The 17,755-nt window shown below is 55.2% G+C and carries 10 protein-coding genes; 5 read left to right on the top strand and 5 right to left on the bottom strand.

Annotated elements, in window-relative coordinates; all coding sequences use genetic code 11:
- Positions 1-394 precede the first annotated feature (394 nt).
- A complete protein-coding gene (locus tag FHS27_RS01585) occupies positions 395-772 on the top strand; it encodes a GxxExxY protein (protein WP_184300750.1) in 378 nt (125 codons plus the stop codon).
- Between the two features lie 217 nt (positions 773-989).
- Here the strand turns inward: FHS27_RS01585 and FHS27_RS01590 are convergent, their stop codons facing one another.
- Positions 990-2,441 carry a sigma-54-dependent transcriptional regulator gene (locus tag FHS27_RS01590; protein WP_184300753.1) on the bottom strand — a complete coding sequence of 484 codons (1,452 nt, stop codon included), beginning with the start codon at positions 2,439-2,441 and terminating at the stop codon, positions 990-992.
- A gap of 402 nt (positions 2,442-2,843) precedes the next feature.
- Positions 2,844-4,211: a sensor histidine kinase gene (locus tag FHS27_RS01595; RefSeq protein ID WP_246418984.1), complete on the bottom strand. Its 1,368-nt coding sequence runs from the start codon at positions 4,209-4,211 to the stop codon at positions 2,844-2,846.
- A 577-nt stretch (positions 4,212-4,788) separates the two neighbouring features.
- Between FHS27_RS01595 and FHS27_RS01600 the strand changes: the two genes are divergently transcribed.
- Complete coding sequence (locus tag FHS27_RS01600) at positions 4,789-5,799, top strand: DUF1559 family PulG-like putative transporter (protein WP_184300756.1); 1,011 nt, start codon at positions 4,789-4,791, stop codon at positions 5,797-5,799.
- A 95-nt stretch (positions 5,800-5,894) separates the two neighbouring features.
- Here the strand turns inward: FHS27_RS01600 and FHS27_RS01605 are convergent, their stop codons facing one another.
- Positions 5,895-6,986 carry a YheT family hydrolase gene (locus FHS27_RS01605; protein ID WP_246418985.1) on the bottom strand — a complete coding sequence of 364 codons (1,092 nt, stop codon included), beginning with the start codon at positions 6,984-6,986 and terminating at the stop codon, positions 5,895-5,897.
- A 52-nt stretch (positions 6,987-7,038) separates the two neighbouring features.
- Between FHS27_RS01605 and thpR the strand changes: the two genes are divergently transcribed.
- The 3 genes from thpR (at position 7,039) to FHS27_RS01620 (ending at position 10,495) form a co-directional block, all read left to right on the top strand.
- Positions 7,039-7,671: an RNA 2',3'-cyclic phosphodiesterase gene (gene thpR, locus FHS27_RS01610; RefSeq protein WP_184300759.1), complete on the top strand. Its 633-nt coding sequence runs from the start codon at positions 7,039-7,041 to the stop codon at positions 7,669-7,671.
- A gap of 1 nt (position 7,672) precedes the next feature.
- Positions 7,673-8,782: a tRNA (adenosine(37)-N6)-threonylcarbamoyltransferase complex transferase subunit TsaD gene (gene tsaD / locus FHS27_RS01615; protein WP_184300761.1), complete on the top strand. Its 1,110-nt coding sequence runs from the start codon at positions 7,673-7,675 to the stop codon at positions 8,780-8,782.
- A gap of 1,017 nt (positions 8,783-9,799) precedes the next feature.
- Complete coding sequence (locus FHS27_RS01620; RefSeq protein ID WP_221224791.1) at positions 9,800-10,495, top strand: dioxygenase family protein; 696 nt, start codon at positions 9,800-9,802, stop codon at positions 10,493-10,495.
- Between the two features lie 155 nt (positions 10,496-10,650).
- Here the strand turns inward: FHS27_RS01620 and FHS27_RS01625 are convergent, their stop codons facing one another.
- Both FHS27_RS01625 and FHS27_RS01630 read right to left on the bottom strand, forming a co-directional pair.
- Entirely contained in the window at positions 10,651-12,504 is a 1,854-nt protein-coding gene (locus FHS27_RS01625; protein ID WP_390852322.1) for a type II secretion system protein J, read from the bottom strand.
- Between the two features lie 32 nt (positions 12,505-12,536).
- On the bottom strand, positions 12,537-17,723 hold the full coding sequence (locus tag FHS27_RS01630) for a hypothetical protein (protein WP_184300768.1): 5,187 nt from the start codon (positions 17,721-17,723) through the stop codon (positions 12,537-12,539).
- Positions 17,724-17,755: the final 32 nt, after the last annotated feature.

The raw sequence follows: 17,755 nt of genomic DNA on the forward strand, positions 1-17,755 counted from the left end.
CGTGGTCAAAAAACCAAGCCAGAACCAACGCCTGTCGTCGGAACCACGAAATACACGAACGAAACGAAAGTAAGACCGGAGACCATCTTTCGTGTAGTTCGTAACTTTCGTGGTCAAGACAAGCCACAACCAACGCCTGTCATTCCAACCAAGAAACACACGAACAACACGAAAAAAGACCGGAGACTATCTTTCGTGTCGTTCGTACCTTTCGTGGTCAAAAAACTAAGCCAAAACCAACGCCTGCCATTGCCACACGAAGACCACGAAAAAAGAGCAGAGACCAGCATGCGAGCGGCCTGTTATCATCGTAGAAATTCTTAGGCTGAAGGCTGGTTCGTGGCGTCGTCGCGATCTCGGCCAGTTCGTTTCTCATGCGACGCCCGTAAACGCCATGGCAGCAATTCTGTTGAAAGATGAAAGCTACAAGGTCATGGGCGCCTTGTTTGAGGTCTATCGAGAAATGGGGTGCGGCTACCTCGAATCGGTCTATCAAGAATGCGTGATACTTGAGTTTACCGACCAAGACATCCCGTTTGCATCGCAAACCGAACTGACGTTGAAGTACAAGGGACACGCTTTGAATTCCAAGTACATCCCCGACTTCATTTGCTTCGGCGAGATCATTGTGGAACTTAAAGCAGTTGGATCAATTACAGACCAACATCGTGCTCAAGTCCATAACTATCTCAGAGCAACCCGCCACCGCCTCGGCATCATCGCCAACTTCGGCCACCACCCGAAACTCGAATACGAACGCATCCTTCGCTAACGCCCGAACCAAGACCACGAAATACACGAACGAAACGAAAGCAAGACCGGAGACCATCTTTCGTGTCGTTCGCACCTTTCGTGGTCAAAACCAAGCCTGAACCAACGTCCGACATTCCAACCACGAAATACACGAACAACACGAAAGCAAGACCGGAGACCATCTTTCGTGTCGTTCGTAACTTTCGTGGTCAAAAAACCAAGCACCCAGCCAGCAACTATTCGGTTTCGTCGATTCCGTAGGTTCTGAGGCGGTCTCGGAGGGTGCCTCGGTGGATGCCTAAAATCTCAGACGCTTTCGCTCGGTTGCCGCTCGTGTGGGCGAGGACAATTTGGAATAGCGTCGGTTCGGTGGCTGCGAGGAACTTGGCGTGCAGGTCGTTCGATGAAGAGTCCGATGATTCGAGCACCGACAGCGTCCATTTGCTGACCGCTTGTTCGAGTGACCCTTGAGGCGACGAGGAGGCTTCGCCACGTCCGGGGGCGGGTGGTGGGAAATCGCGAATCGACAGTGGACGAGAACGGGCTACGACGGCGGCGTGTTCGACCGCGTTTTTGAGTTCACGTACATTGCCGTGCCACGGTTGTTTCTGCAATTCGGCCAGCAATCCGTCACTGATCGCTTTCTCCGGTGCAGGGTATTGGATGCCCGTCAAGAAGTGCTGGCACAGCGGACCGATGTCGATTGTCCGTTCACGCAGCGGGGGCAAATGAATTTGCATCCCCGTCATGCGATGAAACAGATCTTCGCGAAACGTGCCGTCACCGACCGCTTCGTGCAAATCACAGTTGGTAGCGGCGAGGATACGAACGTTGGCGGTGCGTGTGCGAACATCACCGACACGGCTGTATTGTCCTTGTTCGAGCACCCGCAACAATTTGACCTGCGTACCCAGCGGCAGGTCGCCGATCTCGTCGAGCAGCACAGTCCCGTTTTCCGCTCGCTCGAACAAACCAGCCCGATCATCGCTCGCGCCCGTGAACGCACCTTTGACATGCCCGAACAGCTCACTTTCGATCAAATCAGGGTTCAACGCCACCGGTGCGATCGGCAGGTACGGGCCTTCACTGCGACGGCTATGCCGGTGAATTGCCGCAGCGACGAGTTCCTTGCCCGTCCCCGTTTCACCCGTGATCAACACCGACAGATCGCTCTCGGCCACCAACGCGATCTGGCGAAACACCTGCTGCATCGCGGGCGAAGTGCCGATGATCGCAGTTGGGTTGATGGCCGTTTTCGTCGCCACCACCTGTGGCGTTTGGTGATCGGATTCCACGAGGGCTTGGCGGGATACCCTTAACGCGTCCTCGAGCTTGAAGGGTTTCGTCAGGTAATCCGTCGCGCCATTCTTAACCGCCGCGACCGCCGTTTCCAAGTCACCAAAGGCGGTGATCACGACCACGGGAGCCTGATCGGTGGCGGCGAGGAACTTGGGAAGTGCCGTGATGCCATCTTCCTTAGGCAATCGCACGTCGAGAATCACCAGCGACGGTTTAACGGCAGCGGCCTGTTCGAGACCTTCCTCGGCAGACGAAGCCGTCACGACCGCGTGTCCCTCCTGAGTCAGCATTTTTTCGAGTGCCCAACAGATCGAGGGTTCATCGTCGACGACCAACACAGTGTGCTGGGTCGCTGCGGTGCGTGGGCGGGCGTCGGTGGAACGGTTCATGCGGAAGCGGTTGAGGGGTTAAACGCGGTCGGTGTGAGTGCTGGGTCAGGCGTAGGCAACGGATTTGTCTGTCGTGAGTGCGTGACCCTTTTTGCGGTTCATCAGTGTCGATTGCGAACTTGCCTTGAGGATTTTAGCGAGCCTGAGTTTGCGACTTCTCTGAATCGGATTGCCCGCGAGTGGTTGATCGAGTCGGTGTTGGCATCTTCATGGTGTCATCGTTAGCATGATGTGCGAGCGAGTGAATTAGCGAAACCTCTGCCTTGCGCCGCAGGCTCGTAAATAACAAACCGCAGGCAGTCACTTTAGACAGCGATTCATCCAATCCGGAAGGCGTTCCTTATCGCATCGGCGGTTTCCGAACTCGAAACTAAAACCTGCGAGCGATGTCGGGTGTGTTGGTTAGGAATTGTCATTGTCCATCAAACTGGCAGTGAATTCGAACACGGTCCAGCCTTCTTCGCGACGCCAAGCGACGTCGCCGTTGAGGTGTTCGGCGGCGCGACGGACGACAGAGAGGCCTAACCCCATGCCTTCGGGTTTGGACGTAACGAACGGTTCGAACAGTTCGTCCACAACGTTTTGATCGATGCCGGGGCCGTTGTCGCGGACACGGACGCAAACCGATTTGTCGGTTGGACGCTCGAGACGCACCTCGACGACATCGCCCGCCTGCATCGCGTTGTGCACCAAATTAGTCACCGCTGCAACCCACGTGGGGCCGTCACCGATTCGGTGCGAGGCATCCGATTGCGGGGTTGAGTCAAACGATTCATCAAGATGCCACTCGACATCGAGATGCAGGTGCCGTGCGATCGGCGTGAGACTCGAACGGACATCGTTCCAACAAACCGTGACATCGGTCGGTCGGTCTTCGTCTTGCCGTCCCGATGCGACGAGCAACAACCGGCGAACGTAATCTTCGGCCAATTCAATTTGATGAATCGCGACAGGCAGGCTTTCTTTGTCCGACGAGTCGCACTGGGCCGCGTGCAGTTCCACCGCCATGCGTGCCCCCGTGAGACTGTTGCGGAGTTGGTGTGCCATCCCACCGGCGATTTGATGCAGCAGCTTTTCGCTCTGTTGCCGATTCACTCTCTTCCAGAGTTGGTCCAACTGCCCCGCCATCTCGTCCACGTCGGCCCCGAGTCGTCCGAGTTCATCGGGGGCGTGATCGGTATCGGTGCATGCGAATTCGCCCGCCGCGATGCCACGCACCCGCCGCTGCAGTTTCGAGATCCGGCCGACCAAGCGAGACTGCATGAACAGCGTGATCGAACTGAGGGCCAGAATCGTGGACAATCCGGTCGCGAGCGGCAGGATCGCGGCACGACGCCGACTCGCCGACAACGTTCGTTCGTCAAAGACCACCGCGACGCGGGCGACGTCGTCTGCACGGACCTTGCCGCGTTGGGTGTCGAAGAAATAGACGAGATAACGCTTTTCGTCGATCGTCATTTCGCCCTCCTGCGGTGCCGCGTCAAGGCCGTCGAGGGTGCTGTATTTCACCCGCCCGGTTTTGCCGGTCGTGACCAAGTCCGTTTGCGTGAGTTCGGCGAGCGAATCCAACACGGTCGCGTTGAGCGGAAACGTCGAATCAGCCAACGTGTTTTTGATCCCGACAAACCGCTCCTGCAAATCGTCCATCGCCCATCGATCGCCGAGCCGATAAGACGCCAACGCGACGATGATCGCAGCGATCAACGCCACCGCGATCAGCGGTCCGAGCAATCGAAAACGGAGCGAACGGAGGGGGGCGGGGTCAGACAATGCTTTTTGGAGTGACTGCGTTGGATGGACGTTTGAGATCGTTCAATTGATCGGCGGTTGCATTTGGGCGGCCCCGAATTTCCGCCAGGACTCGGGACATGACTGTTTGAGTGCGATTTCTATTAACATCTCCATTTTGGTTGTAGCCGCCGTCGCCCGGCGGTGGACCACGTTCTGGAGAACGTAGCCGCTTTTGAAAACCTACGTCATTTACAGAAACGCTCGATTTGTAGAAACGTTCTAGCCCCGAGAATTCTGCCGATCTGAGAGTATGATTGTAGGCGAAACCCCGCGATGGAATATCCGCCCGGCACGACGGAAACAACGCCCCGGATTCCACCGTCGCGGACACAAAAAGCGCCATTTGTTGGGATTGAGACCAAATGACGGATTGGCACAGGGGGTGCTAAGTAGGGTGCAAAGTAGACAGTCGCGAAACTTTCACCGAATCACGCATCCGTTCCTATCCCCGGCCTTTCTCGCATTCGCAGCGACCGAACGGGGAGGTGAATCGAGAAATTCGCTCGCTGGCCCAAAACGATCGCCCCCTCACGCTTTTGAACCTCCTGAACACTCCATGAAACAATCACGCCCCGCATTCACACTCGTCGAACTTCTCGTCGTGATCGCCATCATCGGAGTGCTCGTTGGCCTCTTGCTGCCTGCGGTTCAGGCGGCGCGGGAAGCGGCGCGTCGGATGCAATGCAGCAACCATCTCAAACAGGTCGCACTGGCCTGTCACAATTACCAAAGCACCTACGGACGTTTTCCACCGTCGTCGCTCGTCAATCTCGACGTCACCACGACGGGCAACAATGGATCGTGGGGCGTTCATGGCCGCATTCTTCCGTTCCTCGAACAGGGCAACGTGTTCGAGAACGTCGACTTGTCCCTCGCGTGGGATGACCAGCAGTCGATCAGCGAGTTGAAAATTCCTGTCTTCGCATGCCCGAGCGATCCGGGAACGGACCAAGTCCGAACGTTTGACGATAACCGACCGTCGCTCTATCCGACGACCTACGGGTTTAACTTTGGGCGATGGTTCGTGTTTGATCCGACAACGGAAAAGGGCGGTGACGGGATGTTCTATCCCAACAAAATGCTCGACTTCCGGGATTGTCTGGACGGTTCGAGCCATACGTTGTTGATTGGCGAAGTGAAAGCGTGGACTCCGTACCAACGAAACGGCGGCCCCTCGTCCATCACCTTGCCGGCCACGCAGCTCGACGCGGAGGTGATCGTCGCGAGCGGCGGTCAGTTCAAAGACACCGGTCACACCGAATGGCCCGACGGACGCGTCCACCACACCGGCTTCACCGTCACGTTGGCTCCCAACAGCGTCGTGCGTTACACCAACAGCGGCCGTGAATACGAAGAGATGGATTACAACTCGTGGCAGGAAGGAAAGGACGGCGGCGCGGGCAACCCGACCTACGCCATGATCACCTCACGCAGTCACCACACGGGATTGGTCCAGGTCGCCAAGGTCGACGGTTCCGTCACATCGATCACCGAGTCGATTGACATTGAAACATGGCACGCCCTCGGCACCCGAGCAGGACGTGAGGTGATCCAAGGCGAGTGGTGATGCAATCACGGGACTTCAGAGTGGGATAGCCTTCCAGGCTGTCATGACCGCATCAACAGACCAGAAGCCAACCCCACCTGGTTTTATTCGTCGCGTCACGCGCGTGACGCGAACGCTTCTTTGAAGAACGCGCTCACCAAGTCGTCCGACCATGACGTTCGGTCTCGTTTCAAATACCCGTGGTGGCCGCCGCCTTTGGAAACGTGCAGCCGTACCGAGCCGGTCTCTCGGTCAGAGCTTTGCTGAGCCACCGGCGCGAACGATTCGACGGGCACGAGCGGGTCGTCGTCCGACGTGACGACGAGGGTGGGAACGTTGATGTCATTGATCACCTTCGCCGCCGACGCTTGCCCGTAGTAGTCTTGCTCGCTTTCGAATCCGGCCAACGGGGCGGTGAACTCTCGATCGAAGTGACGCAGCGTTCGGGGCCGTGGCAGTCGAAGCATCTGTTGATAATCTTCGCGTGACCGCAGTTGCGGCGACGCCCGGCGGAGCAAGTGTTTGATGAAGTACCAGTTGTAGAACCGCAACCGGGCCGACTGCATCGCGTCGCTGCAGAGCTGCAGATCCAGCGGCGGGGCGACGGCCAAAATTGGGCCGACGCGATCCCATCCCAACGGTGGTGTATGGAAACCGTTGCCGACGCGTCCGGCCGTTAGCAGCAATTGGTTCCCGCCCAGCGAAACGCCCACGGCTCCGATCGGGCTGTCAGCGTCATCGATCAGCCGGGCGATAAACTCGATCGCCGCCACCACGTCTTCGCTGCGCCCTGCGTGAGTAATCGTCCGGCACAGGGGCGCCGAATCCCCGCAACCCCGCATGTCGAGACGAAACGTGCGAATGCCTAGCTGCCCGAGTCGCCGTTGAAACCGAACCATGTACGGGGCGGCGTGACATCCGCAAATGCCGTGCAACATCAAAACCGCTCCGCATTGCGGCGTCCAACCCTCAGGCTGGTCGTCGTGCATCACCAACGCATCGCCATCGGGCAACGATATTTGATGTCGCTGATGGCTGGCCGCAACCGGCCGAACCGCTTGGCCCGGACGCGCCCCGATCAACGTTTGCAGATGGCCGCCTCTCAGAAGACGGTGCGGGACGTAGGGGGGGATCTCGAACTCGTGGAGCCACTGAGCGACGCGTCGTTGCGGGCGTGCGTTGGTGGTAAAAGTATGCTGTGTTTGCATGTTTTTCTCTGACGCTTCAAGAACAGAGCGGTTTGTCGTACAACTATCGGCCATGAAAACCATTCGAACCTTTCTCGCCATTCCATTGCCCGCCCCGTTAGCCCAAAGTGCGTCGGATTGGATTCACGAAATGAAGGGATCCGTGGAGCAAAGCCGCCCCACCCCAGAAAAACGATCTACAGTTTCACCTCCGTCGACGAATTCCGCGATGGGTATCAAATGGGTTCCTGAGGACAATCTTCATCTGACCCTGAAATTCCTCGGGGAAGTCGAGAATATCGAGATCCCAAAAATTTGCGATGTCGCTGCTGAGGTGTGCGAGCAATTCGATCCCTTCGAACTGAATTTCGTCGGCGCCGGGTTCTTGCCCGACGTGGCGCGAGCCCGAGTCTTGATCGCCAAAATCGAAGATCCGACCGAGTCGCTTACCGCGATGGTCCGTCTTTTGGAGGATCGCTACGCGGATCTCGGTTTTAAACGCGAATCCCGCGACTACGTTCCGCACCTAACGCTCGGCCGGGCCCGCAGCGGCAGTCGCCGGGTTTCTCAAAAAGCGATCGATTTGTGGCAACGTCACGAAAACGATCCGCTCGGCGAGATGACCGCCCGCAGCATCCAAGTGATCGGCAGTTTCCTTGAAAAACGCGGCCCGACCTACAACGTGATGAACACGGTGGAATTGTAAGGTGGGCGAATGCAACGAAGACGTCATCCTCGCGATTGAATCGACCTGCGACGAAACCGCGGCCGCGGTCGTGACCCGCAGCGGGCGAGTGCTCGGCGAATGCATCGCGACCCAAGAAAATTTACACGAGCAGTTCGGCGGCGTCGTGCCCGAGATCGCCGCTCGCGCGCACCTCGAACGCATCCTTCCGGTCATCGACACGTCGCTGCGCCAGGCGAACGTCAACGGGCGAGATTTGCACGCGATCGCGGTCGCCGATCGACCAGGCCTCGCCGGTTCGCTGCTGGTCGGCGTCGTCGCGGCGAAGTCTCTCGCCATGGCATGGCAGAAACCGCTCGTCGCGATCAACCATTTGCACGCACACCTCTACGCGTGCCAGTTGAGCCGTATGTCCAGTGACGATGACGCAGCCACTGACACGGCCGGCCGAACCGCCGAGCCGACCGAAACGACCGAAACGACGAGCGTCTATCCCGCTATCGGATTGATCGTCAGCGGTGGGCACACGACGTTGTATCTTTGCCGTGACGCGGTCGACCTTGAGTATCTCGGTGGAACGATCGACGATGCCGCGGGGGAAGCGTTTGACAAAGTGGCCGCGATGCTGTCACTGGGCTTTCCTGGTGGAGTGGCTGTGGCGAAGTGGGCGGAAAAAGGGAACGCCCAAGCGTACGCGTTCCCTCGATCGAAACAACATGACCGTACGTACGACTTCAGCTTCAGTGGGCTCAAAACAGCGGTGCGTTACGCTATCGTCGGCCCCGGCCGACAGGACTTCTCGTCGTTGCAATTAACCGATGAAGTCAAAGCGGATGTCTGTGCATCGTTCGAAGCCGCCGTGGTCGATGTGCTGGTAGCCAAGAGCAGGCGAGCGGTCGCCGAACTTGGTGTGAGGCGATTGTTGGTCGGTGGCGGTGTCGCTGCCAATCGCAGGCTGCGCAGCCAACTCACCGAAGCGTCGGAACAGGACGGATTCGACCTCGTCATCGCACCTCCCGAACTGTGCACCGACAACGCCGTGATGGGTGCGATCGCATGGAAGAAGATCGACCGCGGCGAGTTCGCAACCCTCGACCTCGACATCACCCCCGGCCTCCAACGCGGCTTCTAAAATAGGCCGGTTGATCCACGCGAAAGATGGGCTCCGGTCTTACTTTCGTTTCGTTCGTGTGTTTCGTGATTGGAATGACAGGCGTTGGTTGAGGGTTGGTTTTGACCACGAAAGGCGCGAACTACACGAAAGCTGGTCTCCGGTCTTTTTTCGTTTCGTTCGTGTATTTCGTGGTTGGAATGACAGGCGTTGGTTGAGGGTTGGTTTTGACCACGAAAGTTTCGAACTAGACGAAAGCTGGTCTCCGGTCATTTTTGTTTCGTTCGTGTATTTCGTGGTCCGAATGACAGGCGTTGGTTCAGGCTTGTTTTGACCACGAAAGGTACGAACTACACGAAAGCTGGTCTCCGGTCTTTCTTCGTTTCGTTCGTGTATTTCGTGGTTGGAATGACAGGCGTTGGTTGAGGGTTGGTTTGACCACGAAAGTTACGAACTAGACGAAAGCTGGTCTTCGTGCTTACTTTCGTATTGTTCGTGTTTTTCGTGGTTGGAATGACAGGCGTTGGTTGAGGCTTAGTTTTGACCACGAAAGGTACGAACCACACGAAAGCTGGTCTCTGTTCTTACTTTCGTTTTGTTCGTGTATTTCGTGGTTGGAATTGCGGGCGTTGGTTGTGGCTTGTTTTGACCACGAAAGGTACGAACTAGACGAAAGATGGTCTCCGTTCTTACTTTCGTTTTGTTCGTGTATTTCGTGGTCCGAATGACAGGCGTTGGTTGAGGCTTGGTTTTGACCACGAAAGTTACGAACTAGACGAAAGCTGGGCTTGGTGCTTACTTTCGTATTGTTCGTGTATTTCGTGGTCTTAAAAAGCGGGTGGGGTTGAGTGATTGGCCATGTGAGTTGATTGTCTCTCTTGGGGCGTTTGTGTTTCGTGGTTGAGTTGTGTGTGGATTGCTTTTGTGGATGGATTGTTGTGGCAATGGGGGGCTGCATTTGGGATGATGCGGGGAAGTGGCTGGGCGTTCGGTTAGTGTGACGCTTGGTCCTCCCTCCCTGAATTTAGGAACTCAATCATGTCATTTCGATCTCAGTCATGGCGTTCATCATCTTTGACACGACGCTCGATGCTGGCGGCCGGTGGTGCCACGTTGTTCACCACTCCGGGGGCGTTTGCCGAGGAGTTGTTGAAGCCGACACCTCGGTTGACCGAAGGTCCTTTTTATCCCGACCGTTTGCCGTTGGATCAGGACAACGACTTGATCGTGATCGGGGATGGGACGACTCCAGCGGTGGGCGAGATCACGCATTTGACGGGCCGTGTGTTGACTCCGGCGGGATCGACGTTGCGTGGGGCGACGGTGGAGATTTGGCAATGCGACGCCAACGCGGTTTACTTGCACTCCCAAGATAGTGACCGCAAGAAGTCTCAGCAGGATCAGAACTTTCAGGGGTATGGCAAGTTCGAGACCGCGTCCGATGGAGGCTACCGTTTTCGGACGATCAAGCCGGTGCCGTACCCAGGTCGGCCGGCGCCACACATTCACATCAAAGTCTCGCAGAACGGTCACGAATTATTGACGACGCAGTTATTGATTCGTGGCCATGAAGGCAATGTGCGTGACGGGGTGTTCCGGCAAGTGCGTCAGAGCGAGCAGCGTGACTTGTTGCTGGGCGATTTCAAGCGAGTCGCCGAATCAAAGATCGGCGAATTGTCCTGCAACTTCGACATCATCCTCGGCAAAACCCCAGCAGACGCGCGAGAAGGTTAGCGTTCCGTCTCGCCTCAACACTCGCGTAATCGGTAGTCATTAGTAGGCCGGACCAATCGCAGCGACGTTCCGGCAATGTCGCGACTGCCAGATGCACGTCACAAAGCCTACTTCATCCGGGCTATGTTTAGGATGAAGAGGCCGGCAGCGGCTCATTAATCTTTAATAACGCTTGATTGCATGACTTGCCGTGTGGTGGGGTTCTCTAAACGGATAGAGATCTTGATTGCCTCGGGGCGAATGGTGAACGGTGGAAGCGTTTCGCGTTCATCCTCGTCATCGGCACCATTGGCCCCATCGTTGTCCAAGCCATCTGCAGCCAAGTCTTCTCCGGCAACCGGTGTCGACGTTCGCCACGTCGTTCCTGCACCGCTGCGGTTATCTTGAAAGAACCCGTCTCTTTCGTAATGAGAAGTGTATGTGTCAAACGTAGGTTGGAATAAAACGATATTCGACGAATTGATAACGAGCTTTCCTGACCGGAGCAAACTGCTTGCATAGTTGTTTATCTGCGCTGTCAGCGGGAAGGTCGTCGGCGCACCCGGAGATACATTTGTGCCTGCGAAGGCTGATTTTACGAAACCGAATTCGGTCGCGTTTGATAACGCGGCGTCACCCGCATTAGAAATGTTGTTGGTAACCTTCATTTCTCCCCATCCACGCAGCGAACCCCCGGCGAGTAACGGATATGCCAAATCGACGAAACCGCCATTTGCGGAGTCCGACGCATCATGAATTGCTTCTCGATACGCAACATCATTTGGTGACACGAGCATCGGTGTCGATGTCAGGATCGAGGTGGCTGTCGGGTCGAGGATCTGGATGTCAAAGCCTCGGCAATTGGTCACAACGACATCTTCGCTCGTTCTATCACCCGCTAGAACAAATTCCTGCCGCAGGAAGCCACTCCATCGTCTTTCGAGTACAACCGCATCGGTCACGGGACTAGTGAGGCTCGTAGGATCTGTCGACGTGCTATCCGGACGAACAGGTAGCGACGAAGTCGCGTCGGCGTTCAACAATAGTTCCACCGGTTGATCGAGCGAGAGAATTGGCATTGAAGTAATATTGCTTCCCGAGCCAACTAACGTCCCAACAGGGACTCGCACGTGAGCAAATCGATTGTGTGGCTTCGAAAGATCCTCGAGCGAGTTGGCAATGATTGTGTTGTTGTAGGTGCCGTTGTTATTGAGGCCTCTCCGGACAGACAAATCACACTGCTGGTGTGCCGCAGCCATTCCTGTCTGCCACGCTGTTCCCGCTGCCGGAAGATTGACCGCACCACCCGTTAGATTTAAGTCGGGCCTTATGAGTAATACACGACGATACAACGACACCGCATCGGGAAGTCCATTCCCGTTTGCATCCAATATTGCTCCAGCAGAATCTATTTCCGCGTTCAGGAAGTAGATGATTTCCGCATGTTTCGATCGAATCATCACTGGCGTTGTGCTCGTTCCTGAACCCGTCAGAACCCGTTCTGGAACCTGACCTTGAAACCACTGACCTGGCTTCGCAACAGCGGTGAAAGCAAGGTAATCGTCCAAGTCTCCGTAACGGGAATCCACGGCGACTGTAAACCCATCAATCGTATCTTGGCTCCCAAGGATTGACGAACTCGCGTTTGTCATTGGGCCTTCGTAGTACATGAAGTACCCAGGTGGTTCGTAGTCTAGTGTTGCCGGTTCTAGGGTCACGGTGCATTGCTCTAGCTCATTGCGTAACCGAGAAGTGACGTCTCGCAGTTCTGCTGATAGGGTGACGCTACCGCGGCCGTCGCGGACTCGCTCTCCAACGAAAGCAAATGCTCGTGCTAGAGCAGCCATCATGATAAGCGTGACAGCCATCGCGATCAGCAACTCGACCAATGTGAATGCGAATCTAGATGCTGAGGACGACCACCGACATTTATTCTTCCGAGTGCAATCGTACGGCAGGCTTGTATTCATGCGTCGGCTTCTGTTAGAGACTTGCAAACTGAGTTCACGACTCGCATGTGTTACTGCCATGGCATCAGTTTCGCAGAGAGATAAAAGAGTGCTCACTGGTAAAACCTCTCGAATACGACGGTGTCACGAGCGTTGAGGTCTTTACCAGGAACAAAACCAACTGGGACCGAGCGGTCTACAATAAACATCGCTCGATACCGCCGATTTTGCCCGATCGCCTCGTTGTATTCCGCTCCGAGGCTGTCGGTGTCATTGGGGTCCACCTCAAATAGCCCCAGCGTGAGCCGAACCACAAAGACTTGCGAGTTGTCTGACGCCAGATTTGGCATCCGCAACAACGTCTGATACCGCATGAAGGGGTTGCTTTCGGAATCCAGGTGCGTACCAGTCAATTGCTCGGCATTCTCTCGAACGAAGAAAGGAGTTACATCCGCCGAACCGCCTTGGTCTGGGTCAGATGTCTTCAGGGTTCCGCGTCCTCTCAAGAGGCTCGAGTTCACTGAGCGACGGCGGGCGTCAGCTTGGGTCGTTGCGTCGATAAGTTTAGGGAAAAGGTTTCCGCGAGATGGACTACGAAAGACACCTGCAAACTGTGTCGGCAGGTAAGGATTCAGCTTTGAGGTGTCGTAGTTGAATGGAGCGCTCGCGCCTGTAACGGCAACGCCGGTTGATGGGAGAGTGTAGCTCCTTCGTGATTCGGCCAAGTCGGTGAAGCTCAGCCTGCCAGTGTTGGTTTGAACGTGTCCGTCGAGCAGACCGTCCCAAACCTCAGGTTCCGCGATTGTATTGATGTTCACCGTCCCATTTCGACTGCCGTTCCGCAAAAAATTGAACGGCGGTCGCATAAGCGGGGATAGCTCATCGGTTAATCGATTCGGATGGATGTAAGAAACTTCCCCACGGTAAGGAGGCAGCGTCTCGACCATTTCAAGGATGCGTGCAAAATCGGCACCTTCCGCTGGAACTCGGTCACTATGGAAGAAGTTGAGCAGGTGACGGAACGCTCCGCGGAATTGAAGACGGTCAACGGGATCGTCTGGGTAGTTGATTGGGTCGGCAGACAATGTGTTGAATTCTTCAAAAAGACGTCCGGAGGAGCATGCCGGGACCATCAGCAGTTCAAACGGTGTTGCAAACGGACGATTCAACCACGGATGCATCGCATACGGAGTCACGGGCAAGTTCTGGTCCATCGTTGGGTCCGGTGTAGAGTCACCGTTCTCATCGATCGTACCTCGAAACGCTGTGCTGAATCCCGTGAAGCCTGCATTGACAGGGACTTCATTCGTGTTCAAAAAACCGAAACTCGACAAGATATGCGCATTGGGATTGTTGACCGGTGCGTTGAACGAAAAGAAATCGTCATCGGTCGCAATCAGGACGCTAGGTGCCGCCAAGGTTGTCTCGTACGAGTACAGAGCGTTTTCCCCAGTGATCCTACCGCCGATACCATCCAGGACAGCTCCATCACGCTGACGGGTGCGACGGGTGTATACAGGGTCATAGGTCTTGATAGGGTCCGTGAGGGCTGGTTTGGGCGGACTGGGGACGGTTCCTTCTTCCGAAGCAACGGTAGTAGCATTCTCTTTCCCGCTGAATACCGTCAAATCGATGGGAAGCCAATCGACGGTACGGTACGGGTTGGTAACCACATCGTACTCTCGGGTTGGATCTGCAAGACGCTGTAAGAAGGCAGAGCAGTATTCAGGAATAGTCCCGAGGAATGGATCGTACTGGTTGTTGTGTGAGTTCGTTAAATCGCCGTCTGAGTCAGTCTCGCGCCTTTGGATGCGTGGTATGAGCAAGTTGTCACCAGGAGGTGGGTCAAGTGTGTCAAGTGGCCGATCGGATGGCAGCGATGCCCCGTAACCGGAAAACGGTTCCGAAATATTTAGGCCACGTCCTGTACTCGTTTGAGCAACGAAGAACTTCGGCCGTATACCGTAGGTCGATTGAATGTCGAAGAGCGGAGTACCAGAGCTAAGATCGTACTGTTCGATGCCATTTGTTGCGCTGTACGAGAAGCGTTGATTGGAAATCGTGGTGCGGTCCGATTTGTATCCAAAACGAGTGTCTTCCCGTGGGGCGATGCAGAAAAACTGCCCGCGTTCCAATTGGCGAGCCGGGACGACCTCGTTATCGCCGACATTGGTTCCCGTCACAAATGCATATGTGTTGTTCACGCTCATCCCTGCGATGGCGGTTGGAACCTCAGTGAAAACGATATACCGCTCGAGACTGAGGCCAGTTCCTATGTTCCCATCTACTTCGTCTGTTTCATTGACATCTGTTTGAAAGCTGAGCGTGTCTGTGTTTAGGCCACGGAGTAGCGCGGGGTTCTCTGCCGCCTGTGCGGAGATGCTGTCTGCACCAATTGCTGCCAAATCGGGGTTGGCGGTATCAGGATAGTGGTGCTCGCTAATTGCGATTCGCCAAACGGGTGCCGATGTGGTGTCGGTATCATCAACTCGCTTGTCTAGTTGCAGTCGTCCAGACGAGTTGTAGAGTTCACGAGGCAGTCCAGCATGAGGCTCTCCTACGGTCGCTGGTCGCGGGTTATACAACTCCAAGAACAGGCTACCTTCTGGGTATTCCTCTTGGTCGGTGTCTTTATCGTCGGTTTCACCTGAACCTTTGGGGCCACCACCCGGGGTGCCATCGGTTACGCGTACATCGTGGTAGGCAGCTGACTCGCTAAAAACTAACTCCGGTCGCTCGACTCCCCAAACGGTGTTCTGTGCGGTTGGAGGTCCAGGGTTCCAGCCATCGAATGGATCTGGATCAAAAACGAATCGAGTCATGACCGAATCGGGATCTCGATAATCAATGACATTCACTGCCCATTGAGCGATTCGCCGAATTCGATACTCTGCCTCGAAATTCAAATTGGTGCTCGCGGTTGGCTTGTCTACAGGAAACGCATAGTCCTTGGAAACCAGTAGCATCAGTGTGTAAAGATGTCTCGCGAGCAGTTGTCGCCCTGTGACCTGGTCCTGTTGAAAAGGATCAGTTGTGGCGATTGGTGTTAAAGCCGGATCATCGATGTCAAAAACATAATGAGGTGTGACGTTTTGGAAGTCAGTGGGAATCGAACCAGCAGTAGCGACGAATGCATCGGTTTCACCTTTTACGGTGGCGTCACCATCCGTGTCCGCGACGTCGGTATTACCATCCCCGTCGTCGTCTGTTCCGGTAATGTCCTTTCGGAGCACTTCTGCTGGTTCGTCAATGATGTCATTTAGATTGTCGTCCGCACCGTTGCCAAATGGACGGTTGATGTCAATCTTTTTCCCCAGCCGGATTTCAGGCGGGATTAGCTCATTAATTTCAAGTTGTGTAAGTGCTGTCCCTCCCCGCTCTACCACAATGCGATCAATTAACGACTTGAATAGGGACTCCCCTGGATCGTCGAGCGTTGGGAGCGGTGTGTCATCCGACTTGCTGATTGTTGTCAGCAGTCGTCCCACATTTGGAACGGAATTGACAATCTGCCTTAGTCTCGTTGGTAGCAGGTCGATGTCGAATTCGTAACTGCGCAGGATTGCCTCAAGATCTGCTTCGCTAAACGAATCATCGCCGGTCAGATGCCCGTGTGGGTCCAACTCATAGGGGTCGTTGACCGCCTCTGAAACGGAGGCTGTGTTCGGCGCGGTGACGAGGTCGCCTGACCTGCCAATTGCAATCCCTCGATGCCCATATGGATCCGCGGAGAACCCATATCCGTCATGCGCGTTGTGTACTGCGGGGCGAGCGCCAGTCCGAATTGTGTCCAAGTTGTCTGACAACGCATCTGCCTTACCGGGTTCACCGTCAGTACCCAATCGCGTTGCGATAAGGTTGTTGTCGACCGCGTCGGGTAACTTGATTTCAGCAGGGCCGTATCCAAAACCACGAAGTGCAAATAGATCTTCGGCGATTGTTGAGCCCCCCCAACGCCCGTTTGCGTCGTCGATGCCGGTGGCAGTCGCGGCGATCTGAGTGTTGCCATGCGCGTTGACGTTCAAGCGCCCCGATAAATCCTCGATCATTGGTGCTACCAATGGTCGAAGTAGTTTGCCCTCCGGAGAAGTGATTAAAGGGAGGTTCAAATCAATCCAGACACTGTCTGGAATTCCGTCAGAGTCGTTGTCAACGTCCCAAGGGCCTTCTATCAGGGCCTTGGCAAGTTGATTCAATCGGTTTCGTGCTGTCCCGTACGGGGTAGTTTGCAACAATGGTGCTCGCAGTGCGAAACTACTGCTACCTCCCGTAAAGCGTTCATTGATTGCTGTTTGTCCTGACACGAACTGACCTTCCGCGATGGGAAATGGACGAAACGTCCCTCTCGCAAAACTTGCAATAACATCTCCGTACTTATAGGGATCAGCTAGCGAAGTTGCAGTCGGATTGCTCCAATCAGACTCAATATTAAGGATGTAATTGAGAACCGACGGACGATGGAACGATGGGATGACCGTGTTGTCGTCGTGGCGATAGCTCAGAAACCAATTGTTGAAATCCGCTGCATCATAGTCCTCGTCAAAATCACCTCGGATACCAGTGCCCTTGTCCACTGTTGTGAAAAGGTGGTTAGGCTGGAGAGCCATAGGAAGATCGTTGGGGGCAGTCGAGTAGCCGATTCCGGCAGGGATTCCTCGAGTGGAGTCGGCGGCAGAGGCAATAACGGGCTCACTGATTTCACTACCTCCAAATCCAATGCCTGGCGAGTTTCTCGGTACCCCATTCATGTGAATCCGGTCATCTACTGCGGGTGCAGTCGAATCGCCGAGGTCAATGAGTAGGCGATGATTGCTTCCTGCATCCCAGAAGGACCGAATAACTCGGTATGTGTTTGTTTCCAAATTGCCTGAGGTAAATGTAATGATTCGGCCAGCATAGAGATCATCAAATTGGTCAGCGACGAGATTCTGGTCGTTTGGGTCGATATCAGTGGACGAGACATCGAAACTACTGACGGTGATTGAACGAAAGCCGTTGGTCGCGGCGGAAATTGCAGTTACCCTCAGCGACGAGTAGTCAGTGCGTCCGTAATAGTCGCTAAGTAGGTCTTCGCCGTAGAAGGGATGGCTGTTATTTGCGGTACCGCGAATCAACGTCATCAACGCTTCGTCTATCAATGCATTTGCGTTCGGCTCTTTAATCGTGCGAGTTGCAATCGAAAACGACGCTTGCCGAGACTGACTGCTAAAGACCAGGTACGCAGCAACAAGCAAGCTGAAGAATGTCAGCATGCTGAGGACCACCAGCAGGATGATTCCGGAAGAAGGTTGCCGTTTCATCGTATTCTCTTTCAAGTAAGGTGAGCGTTGCT

This window comes from Aporhodopirellula rubra, assembly GCF_014192335.1.
In the GTDB taxonomy this organism is placed as follows: Bacteria; Planctomycetota; Planctomycetia; order Pirellulales; family Pirellulaceae; genus Rhodopirellula; species Rhodopirellula rubra.